This window comes from Skermanella aerolata KACC 11604 (assembly GCF_000936425.1).
GTDB lineage: Bacteria > Pseudomonadota > Alphaproteobacteria > Azospirillales > Azospirillaceae > Skermanella > Skermanella aerolata.
Window position 1 is genome coordinate 172,716 of record NZ_AVFK01000003.1, and the last position, 16,248, is coordinate 188,963.

At 65.4% G+C, this 16,248-nt stretch carries 19 protein-coding genes; 14 read left to right on the forward strand and 5 right to left on the reverse strand.

From position 1 onward, the window contains the following. The 6 genes from N826_RS06015 to N826_RS06040 are packed head-to-tail and all read left to right on the forward strand — an operon-like array spanning position 1 to position 6,094. Positions 1-582, forward strand: a complete 582-nt coding sequence (locus tag N826_RS06015; protein ID WP_211099220.1) for a TRAP transporter small permease — start codon at positions 1-3, stop codon at positions 580-582. After that, the gene (locus N826_RS06020) at positions 579-1,856 is read left to right on the forward strand and encodes a TRAP transporter large permease (protein WP_044426660.1); all 1,278 of its coding nucleotides are present in this window, start codon (positions 579-581) and stop codon (positions 1,854-1,856) included. The genes N826_RS06015 and N826_RS06020 overlap by 4 nt, the downstream gene beginning before the upstream one ends. 14 nt (positions 1,857-1,870) lie before the next feature. Next, on the forward strand, positions 1,871-2,980 hold the full coding sequence (locus tag N826_RS06025; RefSeq protein WP_044426661.1) for a zinc-binding dehydrogenase: 1,110 nt from the start codon (positions 1,871-1,873) through the stop codon (positions 2,978-2,980). A gap of 26 nt (positions 2,981-3,006) precedes the next feature. Next, entirely contained in the window at positions 3,007-4,203 is a 1,197-nt protein-coding gene (locus N826_RS06030; protein WP_052830871.1) for a CaiB/BaiF CoA transferase family protein, read from the forward strand. After that, a complete protein-coding gene (locus tag N826_RS06035) occupies positions 4,200-5,126 on the forward strand; it encodes an HpcH/HpaI aldolase/citrate lyase family protein (protein ID WP_044426662.1) in 927 nt (308 codons plus the stop codon). Before N826_RS06030 ends, N826_RS06035 begins: the two co-directional genes overlap by 4 nt. A gap of 35 nt (positions 5,127-5,161) precedes the next feature. Further along, on the forward strand, positions 5,162-6,094 hold the full coding sequence (locus N826_RS06040) for a LysR substrate-binding domain-containing protein (protein ID WP_044426663.1): 933 nt from the start codon (positions 5,162-5,164) through the stop codon (positions 6,092-6,094). Between the two features lie 21 nt (positions 6,095-6,115). Here the strand turns inward: N826_RS06040 and N826_RS06045 are convergent, their stop codons facing one another. Next, a complete protein-coding gene (locus tag N826_RS06045) occupies positions 6,116-6,994 on the reverse strand; it encodes a LysR family transcriptional regulator (RefSeq protein ID WP_044426664.1) in 879 nt (292 codons plus the stop codon). Between the two features lie 98 nt (positions 6,995-7,092). On the opposite strand from N826_RS06045, the gene bla reads away from it, so the two are divergent. Further along, the gene (bla, locus tag N826_RS06050) at positions 7,093-7,980 is read left to right on the forward strand and encodes a class A beta-lactamase (RefSeq protein ID WP_044426665.1); all 888 of its coding nucleotides are present in this window, start codon (positions 7,093-7,095) and stop codon (positions 7,978-7,980) included. 161 nt (positions 7,981-8,141) lie between these two features. Beyond that, on the forward strand, positions 8,142-8,615 hold the full coding sequence (locus tag N826_RS06055) for a tellurite resistance TerB family protein (RefSeq protein WP_169789292.1): 474 nt from the start codon (positions 8,142-8,144) through the stop codon (positions 8,613-8,615). A gap of 138 nt (positions 8,616-8,753) precedes the next feature. Here N826_RS06055 and N826_RS06060 read toward each other — a convergent pair whose 3' ends face one another. Next, positions 8,754-9,461: a GntR family transcriptional regulator gene (locus N826_RS06060; RefSeq protein WP_044426667.1), complete on the reverse strand. Its 708-nt coding sequence runs from the start codon at positions 9,459-9,461 to the stop codon at positions 8,754-8,756. A 233-nt stretch (positions 9,462-9,694) separates the two neighbouring features. On the opposite strand from N826_RS06060, the gene N826_RS06065 reads away from it, so the two are divergent. From N826_RS06065 to N826_RS06085, 5 genes are all read left to right on the forward strand, one after another. Continuing rightward, complete coding sequence (locus N826_RS06065) at positions 9,695-9,874, forward strand: hypothetical protein (RefSeq protein ID WP_044426668.1); 180 nt, start codon at positions 9,695-9,697, stop codon at positions 9,872-9,874. 81 nt (positions 9,875-9,955) lie between these two features. Then, positions 9,956-10,654: a GntR family transcriptional regulator gene (locus tag N826_RS06070; RefSeq protein ID WP_044426669.1), complete on the forward strand. Its 699-nt coding sequence runs from the start codon at positions 9,956-9,958 to the stop codon at positions 10,652-10,654. A gap of 111 nt (positions 10,655-10,765) precedes the next feature. After that, the gene (tcuA, locus tag N826_RS06075) at positions 10,766-12,163 is read left to right on the forward strand and encodes an FAD-dependent tricarballylate dehydrogenase TcuA (RefSeq protein ID WP_044426670.1); all 1,398 of its coding nucleotides are present in this window, start codon (positions 10,766-10,768) and stop codon (positions 12,161-12,163) included. Next, a complete protein-coding gene (gene tcuB / locus N826_RS06080; protein ID WP_084720527.1) occupies positions 12,150-13,316 on the forward strand; it encodes a tricarballylate utilization 4Fe-4S protein TcuB in 1,167 nt (388 codons plus the stop codon). Before tcuA ends, tcuB begins: the two co-directional genes overlap by 14 nt. 35 nt (positions 13,317-13,351) lie before the next feature. Further along, complete coding sequence (locus tag N826_RS06085) at positions 13,352-14,329, forward strand: Bug family tripartite tricarboxylate transporter substrate binding protein (protein ID WP_044426671.1); 978 nt, start codon at positions 13,352-13,354, stop codon at positions 14,327-14,329. 71 nt (positions 14,330-14,400) lie between these two features. Here the strand turns inward: N826_RS06085 and N826_RS06090 are convergent, their stop codons facing one another. Further along, a complete protein-coding gene (locus tag N826_RS06090) occupies positions 14,401-14,730 on the reverse strand; it encodes a helix-turn-helix domain-containing protein (RefSeq protein ID WP_247870463.1) in 330 nt (109 codons plus the stop codon). 47 nt (positions 14,731-14,777) lie between these two features. Further along, positions 14,778-15,074: a type II toxin-antitoxin system HigB family toxin gene (locus tag N826_RS45680; RefSeq protein WP_044426673.1), complete on the reverse strand. Its 297-nt coding sequence runs from the start codon at positions 15,072-15,074 to the stop codon at positions 14,778-14,780. A gap of 159 nt (positions 15,075-15,233) precedes the next feature. Between N826_RS45680 and N826_RS06100 the strand changes: the two genes are divergently transcribed. Next, positions 15,234-15,443, forward strand: coding sequence for a twin-arginine translocase TatA/TatE family subunit (locus N826_RS06100; protein WP_044426675.1), 210 nt, complete (start codon positions 15,234-15,236; stop codon positions 15,441-15,443). A gap of 45 nt (positions 15,444-15,488) precedes the next feature. On the opposite strand, the gene N826_RS06105 is transcribed toward N826_RS06100, so the two are convergent. Then, positions 15,489-15,851, reverse strand: coding sequence for a hypothetical protein (locus N826_RS06105; protein WP_044426677.1), 363 nt, complete (start codon positions 15,849-15,851; stop codon positions 15,489-15,491). Positions 15,852-16,248: the final 397 nt, after the last annotated feature.

Consider the following 16,248-nt stretch of genomic DNA (forward strand, 5'->3'; position numbering starts at 1 on the left):
ATGGCGGAGCGAACCCAGTTGGACCGAACTCAGATGCACCCCGGCGCCATGGTGGCGCCGGTCCCCGGGTCCTCGGCGCTCGACCGGGTCGAACGGGAAATCTACCGGGTGGAGGCGTTCATCGCCGGGGCATCCCTCGTCGTGATGCTCGCTACCATCGTGTTCAGCGTCATCGCGCGCTATTTCGAACTGCCTGTTCCGAACGTCAGCGAATTGGGCATCGTCGCCATGGCGCCGCTGACCTTCGTAGGTGCTGCGCTCTGCACCTACGCCCGCGCCCATATCAGCGTCGAGATCGCCCAGCAGCTTCCTTCCAGGCTGCTGCGGTCGATCGCCCATGCCGGCGCCATGCTGTCGCAACTTCTGTTCGCCGGCATCTTCCTCTACGTCGCGTGGGAGTTCTTCGCCTACGCGTATGAATCCAACGAGAACCTGATCGACCTGGGCACGCCCGTCGCGGTGCCGGCCGGGTTCATGGTGGCGGGCAGCGCCCTGATGATCGTCCACGCGCTGGCCGACCTCTATCGTCTCGTCACCGGCCAGCCTCATCCAGGACTGCCGAATTCCGGAGGAGTGTCATGACGCCGATCGTCTTCGGTTTGGCGATGCTGCTGCTGATCGGCACGCCGATCGGCATAGCCTTCGCCCTGGTCGTTCTGCTGAACGTCGAGACCTTCGACCTCTGGCTGGATAGCCTGGGCTCGGTCCCGTACGACAGCGTCATGAGCTTCCCGCTGCTGGCGATCCCGCTGTTCCTGCTGGTCGGCGAGGTCATGAACCGGGGGGGATTGGCTGAAAGCCTGACGGCCTTCTGCGACCTGCTGCTGCGGCGCCTGCCGGCCCGGCTCGGCCATATCGCGATAGGGGCCAGCGCGCTGATGGGCGCCATCACCGGGTCGTCGGTCGCGACGGTCGCCGCCATCGGCGGCACGGTCGGACCGGAGATGGAGCGGCGCGGCTATCGGCGCGGCTACATCGCCTCGCTGGTCGCGGCGGCCGGCCTGCTCGGCGTGCTGATCCCGCCGTCGATCCCGCTGATCCTCTACGGCTCGATCGTCGGCGTCTCGATTACGGAGCTGTTCCTGGCGACGCTCCTGCCGGGTCTCGTGATGGCCTGCGTCTTCTTCGCGACCCACGCGATGTTGGCCAAGCGCGCCTTGGCTAACGGCCGGGAAAGTGCGGCTCCCGAGACCAGCCGCACGCTGTCGCGCGGCCGCCATAACCTGCGCACCGCCTCGGCGCTGCTCCTGCCGTTCCTCGTGCTGGGCGGCATCTACAGCGGCCTGTTCACCCCGACGGAAGCGGCGGCGGTCGCGGCGCTCTACACATTAGTCGTGACCCTGCTCCAGCGGACGTTGCGGACGAACGAGCTGCCGGGCGTGTTCAGCACGACGGCGCGGACCGCCGCCGCGATCCTGACGATCATCGCCTTCACCGCGATCTTCAACCGGGCGCTGGTCCTGGCGCAGATCCCGCAGGACATCGCCAGCTTCGCCGTGAGCGTGACCGACAGCCCGCTGGTCTTCCTGGCGATGGTCAACCTAGTCCTGCTGCTGGTCGGCATGTTCATGGAGACCAACGCCGCCGTGCTGCTGATGGGGCCACTGCTGGCGCCCGCCGCCGACCAGTTCGGCATTGACCCGGTCCACTTCGGCATCGTCCTGGTGACCAACATCGAGATCGGCCTGCTGACGCCGCCGCTCGCCGCCAACCTTTACGTGGCGGCGCGGACGACCGGGGCCAGCCTGCTCGAGATGGCGCCGTATTTCGGCTGGTTCCTGCTGGCGACGCTGCTGACACTGGCCGCCATCACCTACATTCCCGCGCTGCCCCTCTGGTACCGCGTATTCTTCTGATCTGGAGACACCCCATGACAGCCCTTCCCACCAGTTCCCGCGCCGCTGTCCTGCGCCAGTTCGGCGAGCCGCTCCGGATCGAGGACGTGCCTGTCCCGCGCGAGATCGAGCCCGGCGCCATCCTGGCCCGGATCGAGACCTGCTCCGTCTGCGGCACCGACGTCCACCTGTCGCGTGGCACGCTGTCGCTTAAGGTCGACCTGCCGATCATCATCGGCCACGAGATGGTCGGCCGGATCATAGCGCTCGGCTCCGGCTCCGACCGCGACAGCATCGGCAATCCGCTCCGGGTCGGCGACCGCATCGTCTACACCCACACCGCCTGCGGCTCGTGCTTCTACTGCACCGTCGCGCGCCAGCCGACGCTGTGCGACAACCGCAAGGCCTATATGTACGAGTCGATGGAGAAGCCGCCGTTCCTGATGGGCGGCTTCTCGGAATACGGCTACGTCCTGCCGGAATCGGGCCGCATCCGCGTGCCGGACGACGTTCCCAACGACCTCGCCAGCCTGTGCAGCTGCGCCTTCCGCTCCGTCATGAACGCCACGTCGCAGCTTGGGACGATAGCGCCGACCGACACGGTGGCGATCCAGGGCGCCGGCCCGCTGGGCCTGCTCGCGGCGGCGGTCGCCAAGGTCGGCGGCGCCAGGCGGGTCATCGTGATCGGCGGTCCCTCGGCCCGGCTCGACATGGCGCTGGCCTTCGGCGCTGATGAGGTCATCCCGGTCGAGACGACCTCTCCGGCGGAGCGGGCCGACAAGGTGCGCGAGCTGTCCAACGGACGCGGCGCCGACATCGTCATGGAGTTCACCGGCCATCCCGGCGCGTTCTCCGAGGGGCTGGAGATCGCCCGCAAGGGCGGCCGCTATCTGGTCGTCGGCCAGCTCGGCGATGCTGGCACCGAGATCAAGCCGTCGATGATCGTCAAGAAGAACCTCCAGGTCATCGGTTCGTTCTCCGGCGATGCCGCCAGCTATTGGAAGGCCTTGCAGTTCGTCCAGCGCCACCAGAAGACGATCCCGTTCGACCGCATGATCACCGGCCGCTTCCGCCTGGACGAGGTCAACACAGCACTGGAACGGATGCGGAAGTTCGAGGAAATCAAGCCCGTTATCGAGATCTGACAAACCATCCGACTGGAACGCGACAGATGCCGCACTACGACGAGAACAGCCGCGGCCCCTTGGATGGGGTGCGGATACTCGACCTGTCCCGATTGGTCGCCGGCAACATGGTCACCCACGTGCTGGCCGACCACGGCGCCGACGTGATCAAGGTGGAACACCCGCAGAAGGGCGACGACCTGCGCAGCTGGCGGGTCGAGGGCGTCGAGATCTATTGGAAGGTCTATTCCCGCAACAAGCGCAGCATGGCGCTCGACATCAAGACCGACGAAGGCAAGGACATCCTGCTGCGGCTGGCCGAGACCGCCGACGTCGTCGTGGAGAACTTCGTTCCCGGTACGCTGGAGCGCTGGGGCCTGGGGCCGGACGTGCTGCAGGGCCGCAACCCCGGCCTGGTCATCCTCCGCATCTCCGGCTGGGGCCAGACCGGCCCCTACGCCAAGCGGCCGGGCTTCGGGACGCTGGTCGAGGCGATGTCGGGCTACGCCCACCTCAACGGCTATCCCGACCGCCCGCCGGTCCTGCCGCCGCTGGCGATGGCCGACATGGTCGCCGGGCTCTACGGCTCGTCGGCGGTGCTGGCCGCCCTCCGCCACGCGGTCAGGGGCGAGCGGGGCGGGCAGGTGATCGACCTGTCACTGTTCGAACCGATCTTCTCCATGATCGGGGCCGAGGCGGCGCAATACCAATTGACCGGCGTGCCGTCCAACCGGGCCGGCAACCAGTCGACCCATACGGCGCCGCGCAACGTCTATGTCTGCTCCGACGGCAAATACGTGGCGATGTCCGGCTCCATGCAGTCGATGGCCGAGCGGATCTTCACCACCATCGGCCACCCTGAGCTGATCGCCGATCCCCGATTCCGGACCAACGACGATCGCGTCCGCCACCGGGACGAGCTGGACCTGATCATCGGCGCCGTCATCGCCACCCGCACCCAGCAGCAGAACCTGGACCTGTTCGAGGCGGCCGGCGTCACCGTCGGTCCCGTCTGCTCGATAGCCGATCTGGTCGATCACCCCTTCGTCCGTGGCCGCGAGGTCATCGTCGAGCTGCCGGACGATGACATGGGAACGCTCCCCATGCACAATGTCATTCCCCGGATGTCCGGCACGCCCGGCGGCATGCGCCGCCCGGCGCCGCGCATCGGCCAGCACAACGCCGAGATCCTGGCGGAACTCGGCATCACGATGGCGGAACGCGAACAGGAGATGCCGGCATGACCCAGACTTTTGCCAACAAGACGCTGCCGATCTGGCGGTCGATGCTGTTCGTTCCCGTCAACAACGAACGCTTCCTCGCCAGCGCTCCCAAGCGGGGAGCCGACGTCATCCAGCTCGACCTGGAGGACAGCATTCCGCCCGACCAGAAGGTCGAGGCGCGCGGTATGGTCCGCACCGCCGCCGCCCGGCTGGCGCGCGAAGGCGTTCAGGTCGTCGTCCGGATCAACCGGCCGTGGCGGCAGGCCGTCGCCGACATCGAGTCCAGCGTCTGCGCCGAGGTCATGGCGCTGACGCTGCCCAAGGTGCCGGACGCCAGCCACATCCGCGCCGTCGGCGAGATCCTGGACGAGCTGGAGTTCGAACGCGGCCTGCCCCGGGGCCACACCGGCCTCGTCGCGATGATCGAAACAGCCGACGGCCTTGGCGAGATGCGCGCCATCGCAGCATCCCCGCGCGTCCTCGGCATCACGGTCGGCGCCGAGGACCTAGCGGTGTCGATGGGCATGGTGCCCGACGACCGCAGCCTCTACGTTCCCAACGTCATGGCGGTGGCGGCGGCGCGGGCCGCCGGCTGCCTGCCCATCGGCTATGTCGGCTCGGTGGCGGACTACACCGACCTGGAGCGGTACCGTCGCGTCATCCAGGAAGCGCGCCGGCTGGGCTTCGAGGGCGGCTTCTGCATCCACCCCGATCAGGTGGCGATCCTCAACGAGGCCTTCGCCCCGTCCGCCAAGGAGGTCCAGGACGCGGAGGAGGTCGTCGCGGCGTTCGAGGCCGGCCTGCGCGAGGGCAGGGGCGCCGTCCGACATAAGGGCCGCATGCTCGACCTTCCCGTGGTCGACCAGTCGCGGGCGGTGCTGGCGCGGCACCGGGCGATATCCGGATTAGCCGTGGACAGGGGGGCCGCCGGCTCGTCAAGTTAGGCCCGACACGACCGATTGGGACGCCGCCACCGCAGATGGATCTTCGCCAGCTCAGGTACTTTCTCGCCGTCGCGGAACATGGCTCCATCCTCAAGGCATCGCAGGCGCTGCGCGTGGCCCAGCCCTCGATCAGCACCCATCTGCGCAACCTTGAGGAGGAGTTCGGCGTCGTCCTGTTCGAGCGCTCGGCCCGCGGCGTCGTGGCGACCAGCGAGGGGCAGGAACTGATCCGTCACGCCCGGCTGATCCTCAAGTCGGCCGACGACGCGCGGGAAAGCCTCCGGTCACGGTCCGACAGCCCGGTCGGTCGCGTGACCTTCGCGATCCCGACCTCGCTCGTGACGATCCTGGCCGTTCCGCTGATCGAGCAGACCCAGGCGGCGTTGCCTAATGTCACGTTGCGCGTCGTCGAGAGCATGAGCGGCTACATCGCGCACTGGTTGCTGGAGGGGCAGGTCGATGTCGGCTTGCTCTACGGCGCGCATCCCAATTCCGGCATCGAAAGCACGAAACTCCTCACCGAGGAGCTTTACCTCGCCGGCCGCGACGAGGCCTCGCTGGCCGGCATTGCGGAAGGCGGCGACGCGCCGTTCCACCGGCTGGAACCGCTGAAATTCGTCCTGCCGGGGCGGGAGCATGGTCTCCGCTCGCTGATCGAGCAATCGGCGAGGCGGGCCGGCATCAGCCTGAACGTGACGATCGAGATCGACGCCTTCAGCCAGATCAAGCGCCTCGTCCGCCGCGGCGCCGGCCATACCATCCTGTCGCTCGCAGCCTTGGAAAGCGACGAGTCCGGCGCCGCCCTCTCGGTCGCCCGCATCGTCGAACCGGTGGTCGAACGCTCCGTCCACATCGCTCACGCCAACAGCCGTCCCCTGACCCGCGCCGCCCGCGAAGTCGAACGCATCGCGGTCGGCATCCTACGGACGGAGGCCAATTCCGGCTGGTGGCGCGCCAAGCTCTGGTGAGGCGGTGCCCTGCCGCCATCACTAGGGCTCCCGGTCCCGCATGGCCTCTATCAGCCAGCGGCGGAAGGTCTGCATGGCCGAGGTCTCCGAGCGCGACCGCAAGCGTGTCAGCCAGTAGCGCCCGGCCGGAGCCTCGGCCTCGAAGGGACGAACCAGCCGTTCGGTGCTCAGGTCATGCTCGAACATGCCGGCGGGCAGCAGTGCGACGCCGATCCCGGCTATCGCCGCCGCCGCCATGGTAGGGGAGGAGTCGAAAACCGGACCCCGGATCGTCGGGCAGGGTGCCCCGGCGAGCGCGAACCAGCGCTGCCATTCCTCTCCCCGGTAGGAGCGAAGAAGTGTTTCGCGGGCAAGGTCGGCCGGCGTGGTCAGCCGCCGGGCCACTCCGGGCGCGCAGAGCGGAGTGAGGGGAGCGTCCAGCAGCAGGGTCGCCTCGATGCCGTGCCAAGCGCCGTCTCCGAAGCGGATCGCGAAATCCAGGCCCTCCCCGGCGAGGTCCACGCGGTTGTTGTTGGTCAGGATGCGAAGATCGATTCCCGGATACGCGCTGGTGAAGCCCGGAACCCGCGACAGCAGCCATCCCGTGGCGAAGGTGCCGACCACGCCGACCGTCAAGACCTCGTGGTAGCGGCCCCCGGTGAACCGGTCCAGAGTGGCCCCGATACTCTCGAAGGCGTCGTTCAGCACCGGCACGAGTGCAGCACCCTCGTCGGTCAGGGTGAGGCCACGGGGCAGGCGCCGGAACAAGGTCACACCCAGCCGCGCCTCCAGCGTCCGGATGTGGTGGCTGACCGCCGCCTGGCTGACGCGCAGCTCCATCCCCGCGCGGGTGAAGCTGAGGTGCCGTGCGGAGGCTTCGAAGGCGCGCAGGGCGTTGAGGGGAAGCTGCGGACGGTCCATTAGATTTCTTTTTGGTTTGCGAAAGGTATCGTCGTTTGTTCGTGCAACCCGGTGTTTGTAACGTCCAGCCACCAACACGACGAAGCTGGAGGTTTTAGATGATCGGAAGACGGCGATTTTTGGGCGCGGCAGGCGGCTTGATGCTGCTGGCCGTAAATCGCGCAAACGCTGGGAACGCCGATGTTCCGGACAGCAAAGGGCTGAGCGACGTCATGGCGGCGCTCGAGCGCCGCAGTGGCGGGCGGCTGGGTGTGGCGATGCTCGACACCGGCAGCGGCCGGCGCTTCGACTGGCGCGGGGACGAGATGTTCCCCATGTGCAGCACCTTCAAATTTCTTTTGGCCGCGGCCATCCTGAAGAGAGTGGACGAGGGCAGGGAAAGCCTGACCCGCCGCATTCCCGTGTCGCCCGGCGACCTGATCCCCTATGCGCCCTTCGCCGAAACCCGGGTGAACGGCACGCCGCCCACGGTGGCGGAGCTTTGCGAAGCCACGATGACGCTCAGCGACAACGTCGCGGCGAATCTCCTGCTGCCCGCCGTCGGCGACCCGGCCGGCCTCACCGCCTTCGTGCGCAGCCTGGGCGACGAGCGCACGCGGCTCGACCGCAACGAACCCACGCTGAACTCCTCTATCCCCGGCGACCCGCGCGACACGACGACGCCGAACGCGATGGTCCACAGCATGAACCGGCTGATGGTCGGCGACGCGCTGCGTCCATCCTCGCGCGAGCAGCTCATCGACTGGATGGTCGGCAACAAGACCGGCGACAAACGCCTGCGTGCCGGGTTGCCGCGGGACTGGCGTGTCGGCGACAAGACAGGCACCGGCAATGGATCGATAAACGACATCGGGATCGCCTGGCCCGGAGCCAGGCCGCCGATCCTGATCGCCAGCTACATCACGCAAACGCCCGAAGGGTTCAAGCAGGGCGACGCGATCCACGCGGATGTTGCGCGGGCCGCCACCGGCGCGTTCACCGGGTGATCCGCTGACAGCCGAGCGGCCCCGCGCCGGCTCGGCCAGCCCTCCGGGAAGCGGACGATCCTCCGAGGCACTCCGATCCGCTGAGGAACATGCCGGAGTTATCAGGGACAAGCCCCTCCCCGTCGTGCTAGCTGGTGTGACACGATGCGATGGACGATGTCATGATTACGATCAGCCAGAATTTCGCCAAGGTCCTGACCGACTACGTGGGACGGCTCCAAAACCACGACTTCTCGGAAGCCGCCATGGCGATAGCGGCGGCTATCGTCTGGTCCGATGGACGCCTGGACGAAGTCGAGCAGGCCAAACTGGAGGAGTTCATCACCACGTCGCCGCTGCTCCAGCCCTTCACGCCCTTCAGGCTGCTGAACACGTTCCAGCACTACAGCGAGATGTACAAGCTGCATGGCGGCAAGGGGACGGAGGGCGTGCGGCGGGCCGTGCTCCGGATCCAGGACGAGGATCAGCAGGTCCTGCTGCTGAAGTTCGCCCTTGTGCTGGCCAAGGCTGACGATCCGGTCCTGCACGACGACGAGGAACAGGTGATCCGTGAGTTCTGCCAGTTGCTGAACATCCACGAAGACGAGGTATTCGGCGACATCGACGACGACGGCGATGCCGATAGCGAGGGCTGATGGCGAGGATCGACGCCTGACCGGTCCGGAGCCTCGATGCCCGCTACACCATGAGGCATGATCACCGCGGAGATTGCGCCGGCGAATGCTTGCCTGGAAGACATCTTCTTCTGACGGCAAGCATCTCACGCCCTTTTTTCAAGCCAGAGGATCGCTGTCGTTGAGCATCCGGATGTAGCTGGTCAAGGCGCCGCTGGCGTTCAGCATATGGGCGCGCATGCAGCGGGCGGCCTCGCCGCCGTCGCCCCGCGCCATCTGCCGCAGGATCTCCCCATGTTCCTCATGCGACTTGACGATCCGGTCGCCGTGCCGCAACTGGGTGCGCCGGAAGACCGCAAGCCTCGCGCGGATGCCGATCGCCTGTTCAGCCATGAACTGGTTGTGGGTGCAGCGGTAGATCGCTTCGTGGAAGACCCGGTTGAATTCGTCATAGGCGTTGAGGTCGGACGCGGCGACCATGTCAGCCGACTCCTCGTGCAGGCCTTGAAGATGGCTGCGTTCCGCCGGAGTGATCCGGTACGTCGCCAGCCGGACGCACATGGCCTCCACCTCGGCTGTCGTCTCGAACATGTCCATGATACGCTCCGGCGTCATCAGCGCCACGATCACGCCGCGCCGGGGCCGGATCTCGACCAATCCCGAGACGTCGAGTTGCCGCAGCGCTTCCCGCACCGGCGTCCGCGACGCTCCGAACCGGGTCGCGATCTGCTGCTCGTCCAGCGCCGTTCCCGGCTTCAGCCGCCCGGTCGCGATTTCGTCGGCCAGCGCCCGCCGGATCTGGTCGGACAGCAGGCCCTTGTCTTCAGGTGAGGTTTCGCTTTCAGGCGTCGGACCGAGCAGGTTCATGGTATGCCAAATGCCCCTGAGATCAATTCTCCGTATACAATACCACGGTTTTCCGGCCTTGGTACCATACGCAAATCGAATATTCGAGGGTTACGGAATCCTCGTGGCTGCCTTTCGCGCTATGCGGTTGCATCCGGTTGTGCGTTGCACAATATGTTTGTCCAACAGCCGCTCCAGGCGGCTGATCGATACTGAGGGAGAAAGCGCCGTTCCGTCTATCATGGAGTCAGACGATGACCGCTTCTCTTACATTCTCAGCCCTGACCAGCACCCTGGCCAAGTGGGCGCTCCGCAACGCCGGCACCCGGTTCGCCGTCATCAGGGCTTCGTCGGCCGGCGCCGACCTGTACCGCACCGATATCCCGTTCCTGCTCAAGGCCGGCAGCCGCACCGGAGGCTTCCAGCGTAGCTGATCGACCGGCCCGATCGGTCATGGACGGTCGCGGGTATACTCGTGTATCCAGGCGCTTCGTGCCGGAGGCGGAGTATACCCCATGAAGAAGACCGAGACCGATCAGGACAGTTCGCGCGGCGAATGGGCCTATGGCCGCCTGAAGAAGGAAATCGCCAACGGCGCCATGGGTCCCGGCAGCCGCGTCCGCGAGAACGAGATCGCGGAACGCCTCGGCATCAGCCGCACTCCCGTCCGCGAGGCCCTGCGCCGGCTGGAAGCGGAAGGGCTGATCGTCCACGCGCCCCATCAGGGCGCCATCGTCGCCGAACTGGACCATCAGGCGGTGATCGAGCTTTACGACATGCGCGAAACGCTGGAAGGCACCGCCGCACGCTACGCCGCCCGCCACGCCTCCGAAGCCGAGATCCAGGACCTCGGTGAACTGGTCGAGAGCGAGCAGGAAAACGTCGGCGACTACAACGCGCTGGCCCAGCTCAACAAGGCCTTCCACGCCGCCCTCTACCGCGCCGGCCATAACAGATACCTCCTCAAGGCGCTGCTGTCGCTCAACGACGCGATGATCCTGCTCGGCGGCACGACGCTGGCGGTACCGGACCGCTTCCCCGCTGCCCATGCCGAGCATCAGGATATCGTCAAGGCGATCGCCGACCGCGACCCCGACCGCGCCGAGGCCGCCGCCCGGACCCATATCCGCAACGCCCAGCGCGCCCGGCTGAAACTGCTGCGCGCCCGGCTCGTCACCGACCATACGGAGATCCCCGCTCCCGCCGAATACTGATCCCGCCTCAGCCGCATCACCGAAACAGCTTGACGTATACAGCTGTATACGTCAGCATCCGTCGCATAAAACCAAGGTTTTCTGCGAAGCGGGGGGAGGGTGCGTGCCGAGATGATCGATGCGAAACGTCGATACGACGTCCTGGTAATAGGCGGCGGCAATGCGGCGCTCTGCGCCGCGATCAGCGCCCGGCGCTCCGGCGCGTCTGTGCTGGTGCTGGAAGGTGCGCCCAAGTTCTACCGGGGCGGCAACACGCGCCACACCCGCAACATGCGCTGCGCCCACGACGCCGCGACCGAAATCCTCACCGGTCCCTACACCGAGGACGAGTTCTGGAACGATCTCCTCCTCGTCACCAAGGGCCGCACCGACGAGGATCTGGCCCGGTTCATGATCCATGAATCGAAGGAGATGCTGACCTGGATCACCGAGCAGGGCGTCCGCTTCCAGCCTTCCCTCGGCGGCACCCTCAGCCTCGGCCGGACCAATTCGTTCTTTCTCGGCGGCGGCCGGTCGATGCTCAACGCGCTCTATCTCACGGCGGAAAAGCTGGGCGTCGAAGTCGCCTACGACGCCGAAGTCGTCGGCCTGAACATCGACGGCGGCATGTTCGTGTCGGCCGTCGTCCAGCACGAAGGTGCGAAGCTCGAAGTCCGCGCCGCCACGCTGGTGGCGGCATCCGGCGGCTTCGAAGCCAACATCGAATGGCTCAAGGCTTCCTGGGGCGACGTCGCCGACAACTTCCTGATCCGGGGAACGCCGTACAATCGCGGGACCGTGCTGCGCATGCTGCTCGACAGCGGCGTCGAATCCGTCGGCGACCCGACTCAGTGCCACGCCGTCGCCATCGACGCCCGCGCGCCCAAGTTCGACGGCGGCATCATCACGCGCCTGGACTGCGTCGTCTTCGGGATCGTCGTCAACAAGCACGCCCAGCGCTTCTACGACGAGGGCGAGGACATCTGGCCGAAGCGCTACGCGATCTGGGGACGGCTCGTCGCGGCGCAGCCCGACCAGATCGCCTATATCGTGTTCGACGCCAAGTCGCTCGACCTGTTCATGCCGTCGCTGTTCCCGCCGATCCGGGCGAACAGCATCCGCGAACTCGGCGGCAAGCTCGGCCTCGACCCGGAAGCCCTGGACGCTACCGTCACCGGCTTCAACGGCGCGGTCCAGCCAGGAACCTTCGACACCACCAAGCTGGACGACTGCCGCACCGAAGGCCTGTCGCCCCCCAAGACCCACTGGGCGCGGGCGCTCGATACGGCGCCGTTCTACGCCTACCCGGTCCGTCCCGGCATCACCTTCACCTACCTCGGCACCCGCGTCGACAAACGGGCCTGCATACTGATGGAGGGCGGCACGCCCTCCGCCAACATGTTCGCCGCGGGCGAGATCATGGCCGGCAACGTCCTGGGTCAGGGCTACGCCGCCGGCATCGGAATGACCATCGGCAGCGTTTTCGGCCGGGTCGCGGGACGGGAGGCCGCCGCACATGCACGCAACTGACACGACGCCGGATGAAGCGCTGCCCGAAGACGTTTTACCAACCACGGCTCTCCAGGAGGCCGGCCGCCTGATGACGGTGTGCAACTCATGCCGCTACTGCGAGGGCCTGTGCGCCGTGTTTCCCGCGATGGAAATGCGCCGGACCTTCACCTCGGGTGACCTGAACTATCTGGCCAACCTGTGCCACAACTGCAGCGCCTGCTACTACGACTGCCAGTTCTCTCCGCCGCATGAGTTCGACGTCAACGTCCCGCGCGTGCTGGCGGAAGTCCGCAACGAGTCCTATCAGGCCTACGCCTGGCCCCCGGCCTTCGCCGGCGCGTTCGAGCGCAACGGGCTGACGATCAGCATCGTCACCGCTCTCAGCGTCGCGGCCTTCATCCTGGGTTTCGTCGCCTTCCGCGACCCCTCCGTCCTGTTCGCCACCCACACGGGACCGGGCGCCTTCTATCGCCTGATGCCGCATAACGCCATGGCCCTGCTGTTCGGCCTCGCTTTCCTCTACGCCCTTGTCGCGATGGGCATGGGCCTCCGGATGTTCTGGCGCGACATCAAGGAACCGCCGGAAACCCTGCGCGAACCGCCCTCGCTCTGGCAGGCGATGAAGGATGCCGGCAGCCTGCGCTACTTGGACGGCGGCGGCGTCGGCTGCATGAACGAGGACGAACGCCCGACCGACAACCGCAGGCTCTACCATCACCTGACCTTCTACGGCTTCATGCTCTGCTTCGCCGCGACGTCGGTAGCGACGCTCTATCACTACGTCGTCGGCCGCGAGGCGCCGTATTACTGGTACGACCTGCCGGTCATCCTGGGCACGCTGGGCGGCATCGGCCTGCTGATCGGCCCGGTCGGACTGCTGGTCGCCAAGCGCAAGCGCGACAGCGTTGTTCAGGACGAGGTGCGGCTCGGCATGGACGTGGCCTTCATCGCCATGCTGTTCCTGACCAGCCTGACGGGCCTGCTCCTGCTTTTCCTGCGGGAAACCCCCGCGATGGGCATGCTGTTGGCCGTCCACCTCGGCGTCGTCTTCAGCCTGTTCATCACGATGCCCTACAGCAAGATGGTCCACGGCCTTTACCGCTTCACGGCTCTGGTCCGTTACGCGAAGGAACGCCGGACCCTGGCGGAATCCCACGCCACCGCCGGCTGAGACACTCAAAAAACAACCGATCCTGGGAGGACACCATGTTCAAGATCGACCGCCGCCGCCTCTTCCTCGGCGCAACCCTGATGGCTGCCGCGACCCTGCTGCCGTTCAACCCCGCTTCAGCCGAGCTGAAGGGCCTGGAGATCATGGCCCCCGCCGCACCCGGCGGCGGCTGGGACCTGACCGCGCGGGCGGTCCAGGCGGCCCTGAAGGATTCCGGCGCCGCGACCTCGACCCAGGTCGTCAACATCGCCGGAGCCGGCGGCACCATCGGTCTCGCCCAGTTCGTCTCGTCCAAGAAGGGCAAGGGCAACGCGCTGATGGTTACCGGCATGATCATGCAGGGCGCCATCCTGACCAACAAGTCGCCGATGACGCTGCAATCCGTGACCCCGATCGCGCGCCTCGTCGGCGAGTATGAAATGCTGGCGGTGACATCAGATTCGCCGATCAAGACGCTGGCCGACCTGATCGAGAAGCTGAAGGCCGACCCGCGTTCCGTCTCCTGGGCCGGCGGTTCGGTCGGCGGCACCGACCAGATCCTCGCCGGCCTGATCGGCCAGAAGGTCGGCATCGACCCGAAGCAGATCAACTACATCGCCCATTCCGGCGGCGGCGAGGCGATGCAGTCGCTGCTCGGCGGCCACACGACCGTCGGCGTCAACGGCTACGCCGAACTGGCGCCCCAGGTGGCAGCCGGAAAACTCCGGGCACTCGCCATCTCCTCCGACGAACGCCTCCCCGGCATCGACGTGCCGACGCTGAAGGAGCAAGGCGTCGACATCAGCCTCGCCAACTGGCGCGGCATCGTCGCCGCTCCCGACATCAAGGACTCCGACCGCAAAGCCCTCTCCGCCGCGATCGCCCAGATGGTCGAAAGCCCGGCCTGGAAAAAAACCATCGCGACCCAGGAGTGGACCGACATGTACCAGCCCGCCGCGGAATTCGGCGCATTCCTGAAGAAGGACAAGGAGCAGGTCGAAGGCGTCCTGAAGGACATCGGTCTGGTGCAGTAGGATCGGCGGCTACGACGTGATCGCGGATCGGCCTTCTTTCCGGCACATGCCGGTCCGCGACGAACCGCTCCTTATGCCGCCCGTTCTATCGGATAGTCGCGTACGAGGATTTCGGCAGGAATTTGCAGGCCTTCGGAAAGGCGGCGGATCATCGGCAGCGTCAAGGCACGCTTCCGGTTCAGAATCTCAGCCACCCGTGCCCTGCTGCCGATGAAAGGCTCCAGGTCGCGCCGGCTGAGGCCGCGCTGCTCCATCATGAATTCGATGGCCGAAACAGGATCACTCGGCGGAATGGCGTGATGCGCCTCTTCATAGGCATCCACCAGCGTCAGCAAAATCTCCAGCCTCACGCCTTCAGCCGTGTCAGGACTTGCGCCCCATAGATGGTCGATCTGCTCCAAAGCCGCGGCATGGTCTTCGTCGGATCGGATTGGGAGAATGTCCATGGCTATACGGTCCTCACGTCGATCTTGTCATATTCGCTATGGGTGCCGACCCACTTCACGTAGATGGTTCGGTAAACATAATCTACGCCGGCTACGAGCCTGTACTTGTTGCCGCCAATGTTGAAGACGATACGATCACCCACGAACGAAACCGAGCGGAACTGAGACTTGAGCATCGCCGTATCGGACCACTCGGCTCGGCGTACGATGTTGTACCACGCGGAAAGTGGAGCTTCGCTGTCACCTCTATCCGGTTTTTCCCAGTGCTCCCTCAACGCCCGCCGTGAAATTATCCGCATCTTGATATGCTACCTTGCTCCCATGATGGGATCAATTCAAATCCCTTTTCAGTGGTGCGAGCGAGCCATCCGACGCAATTCACCCTTGATGCCCATCCCCCTTTAAGGCCAAACTCCGCCAGCACAACCGTCACGCATCCGGGAAACTACAGGTCACTCATGGGCTCTTTCAGTATCTGGCATTGGATCGTCGTTCTCGTGGTGGTCGTGCTGATCTTCGGCGCCGGAAAGCTGCCAAACGTCATGGGCGATGTCGCCAAGGGCATCAAAAGCTTCAAGCGCAACCTGAACGACGAGAACGCCGACGACACCAAGCACGTCACCGACGACGGCCACGCCAAGGAGCCCCCACGCCGCGACCAGACTTGAGCAGCGCTGGGTCTTGCTATCGGTGAGAACTGTACGCGGGGCGGATCACTCCTCGTCCGGCCCGATTTCCGCATCGAAGCCAGTCTTGCAGTGCGGGCAGATGACTTTCTTCTGTTGCCCGCTATAGCCGTTTATTCGGTCATAAAGTGCTTGTAGATAAGCGAGATCAGTCGAAAAAAGCCCCTCGATGACTTTGGTATTGATGAAAGGCACTGTCCCCAGTCGGGTCACCACCCGCGACATGATGATGATGACCAGATAATCAACGTTCGCTTGGACCCGAGGATCCTTGGACGGTAGGATCTCATCGGCTGCGCTGGCGAGGCGCATCTTGCCTTCGCTATGGATCGTGCCTTCTTCGTCGACATAACCCCGAGGAAGGACGAAGTCGAATTCGGTTGATATCAACAAGCTTTCTCCAGTTCCCCAGGCTCATGCCATTTTTGGCGAGAGCCATAAGGAAATTCAATTATTAGTAGAACTTAAGGCTGGATTACTATAGAATTGCCCCTAAAAAGAGTAAAATATTTGGCTCGATTGATCAATAAATACAGCTGATGCACCTTATAAGCGTATCGACCGATGCAATCGGATTTCCCGATTGACCGGTGCGTTCCGGAAAAAATGTCGGGCTGAAGAGGCCCGACCTACGAATCGACCCCCCGCCGGCATCGACGCCTTCAGCCAGCGCCAACCGTACCGACCCGACGTCGACATCGACGCCTTCAGCCAGCGTCAACTGTAGGTCGGGCCTCTTCAGCCCGACACCTGACGTTCCAGGCAGGTCATGCTCAAAATCCGCTGA

Coding starts and splice junctions, on each gene's coding strand:
- N826_RS06015 (WP_211099220.1), top strand. CDS start 1: ATGGCGGAGCGAACCCAGTTGGACCGAACTCAGATGCACCCCGGCGCC.
- N826_RS06020 (WP_044426660.1), top strand. CDS start 579: ATGACGCCGATCGTCTTCGGTTTGGCGATGCTGCTGCTGATCGGCACG.
- N826_RS06025 (WP_044426661.1), top strand. CDS start 1,871: ATGACAGCCCTTCCCACCAGTTCCCGCGCCGCTGTCCTGCGCCAGTTC.
- N826_RS06030 (WP_052830871.1), top strand. CDS start 3,007: ATGCCGCACTACGACGAGAACAGCCGCGGCCCCTTGGATGGGGTGCGG.
- N826_RS06035 (WP_044426662.1), top strand. CDS start 4,200: ATGACCCAGACTTTTGCCAACAAGACGCTGCCGATCTGGCGGTCGATG.
- N826_RS06040 (WP_044426663.1), top strand. CDS start 5,162: ATGGATCTTCGCCAGCTCAGGTACTTTCTCGCCGTCGCGGAACATGGC.
- N826_RS06045 (WP_044426664.1), bottom strand. CDS start 6,994: ATGGACCGTCCGCAGCTTCCCCTCAACGCCCTGCGCGCCTTCGAAGCC.
- bla (WP_044426665.1), top strand. CDS start 7,093: ATGATCGGAAGACGGCGATTTTTGGGCGCGGCAGGCGGCTTGATGCTG.
- N826_RS06055 (WP_169789292.1), top strand. CDS start 8,142: ATGATTACGATCAGCCAGAATTTCGCCAAGGTCCTGACCGACTACGTG.
- N826_RS06060 (WP_044426667.1), bottom strand. CDS start 9,461: ATGAACCTGCTCGGTCCGACGCCTGAAAGCGAAACCTCACCTGAAGAC.
- N826_RS06065 (WP_044426668.1), top strand. CDS start 9,695: ATGACCGCTTCTCTTACATTCTCAGCCCTGACCAGCACCCTGGCCAAG.
- N826_RS06070 (WP_044426669.1), top strand. CDS start 9,956: ATGAAGAAGACCGAGACCGATCAGGACAGTTCGCGCGGCGAATGGGCC.
- tcuA (WP_044426670.1), top strand. CDS start 10,766: ATGATCGATGCGAAACGTCGATACGACGTCCTGGTAATAGGCGGCGGC.
- tcuB (WP_084720527.1), top strand. CDS start 12,150: ATGCACGCAACTGACACGACGCCGGATGAAGCGCTGCCCGAAGACGTT.
- N826_RS06085 (WP_044426671.1), top strand. CDS start 13,352: ATGTTCAAGATCGACCGCCGCCGCCTCTTCCTCGGCGCAACCCTGATG.
- N826_RS45680 (WP_044426673.1), bottom strand. CDS start 15,074: ATGCGGATAATTTCACGGCGGGCGTTGAGGGAGCACTGGGAAAAACCG.
- N826_RS06100 (WP_044426675.1), top strand. CDS start 15,234: ATGGGCTCTTTCAGTATCTGGCATTGGATCGTCGTTCTCGTGGTGGTC.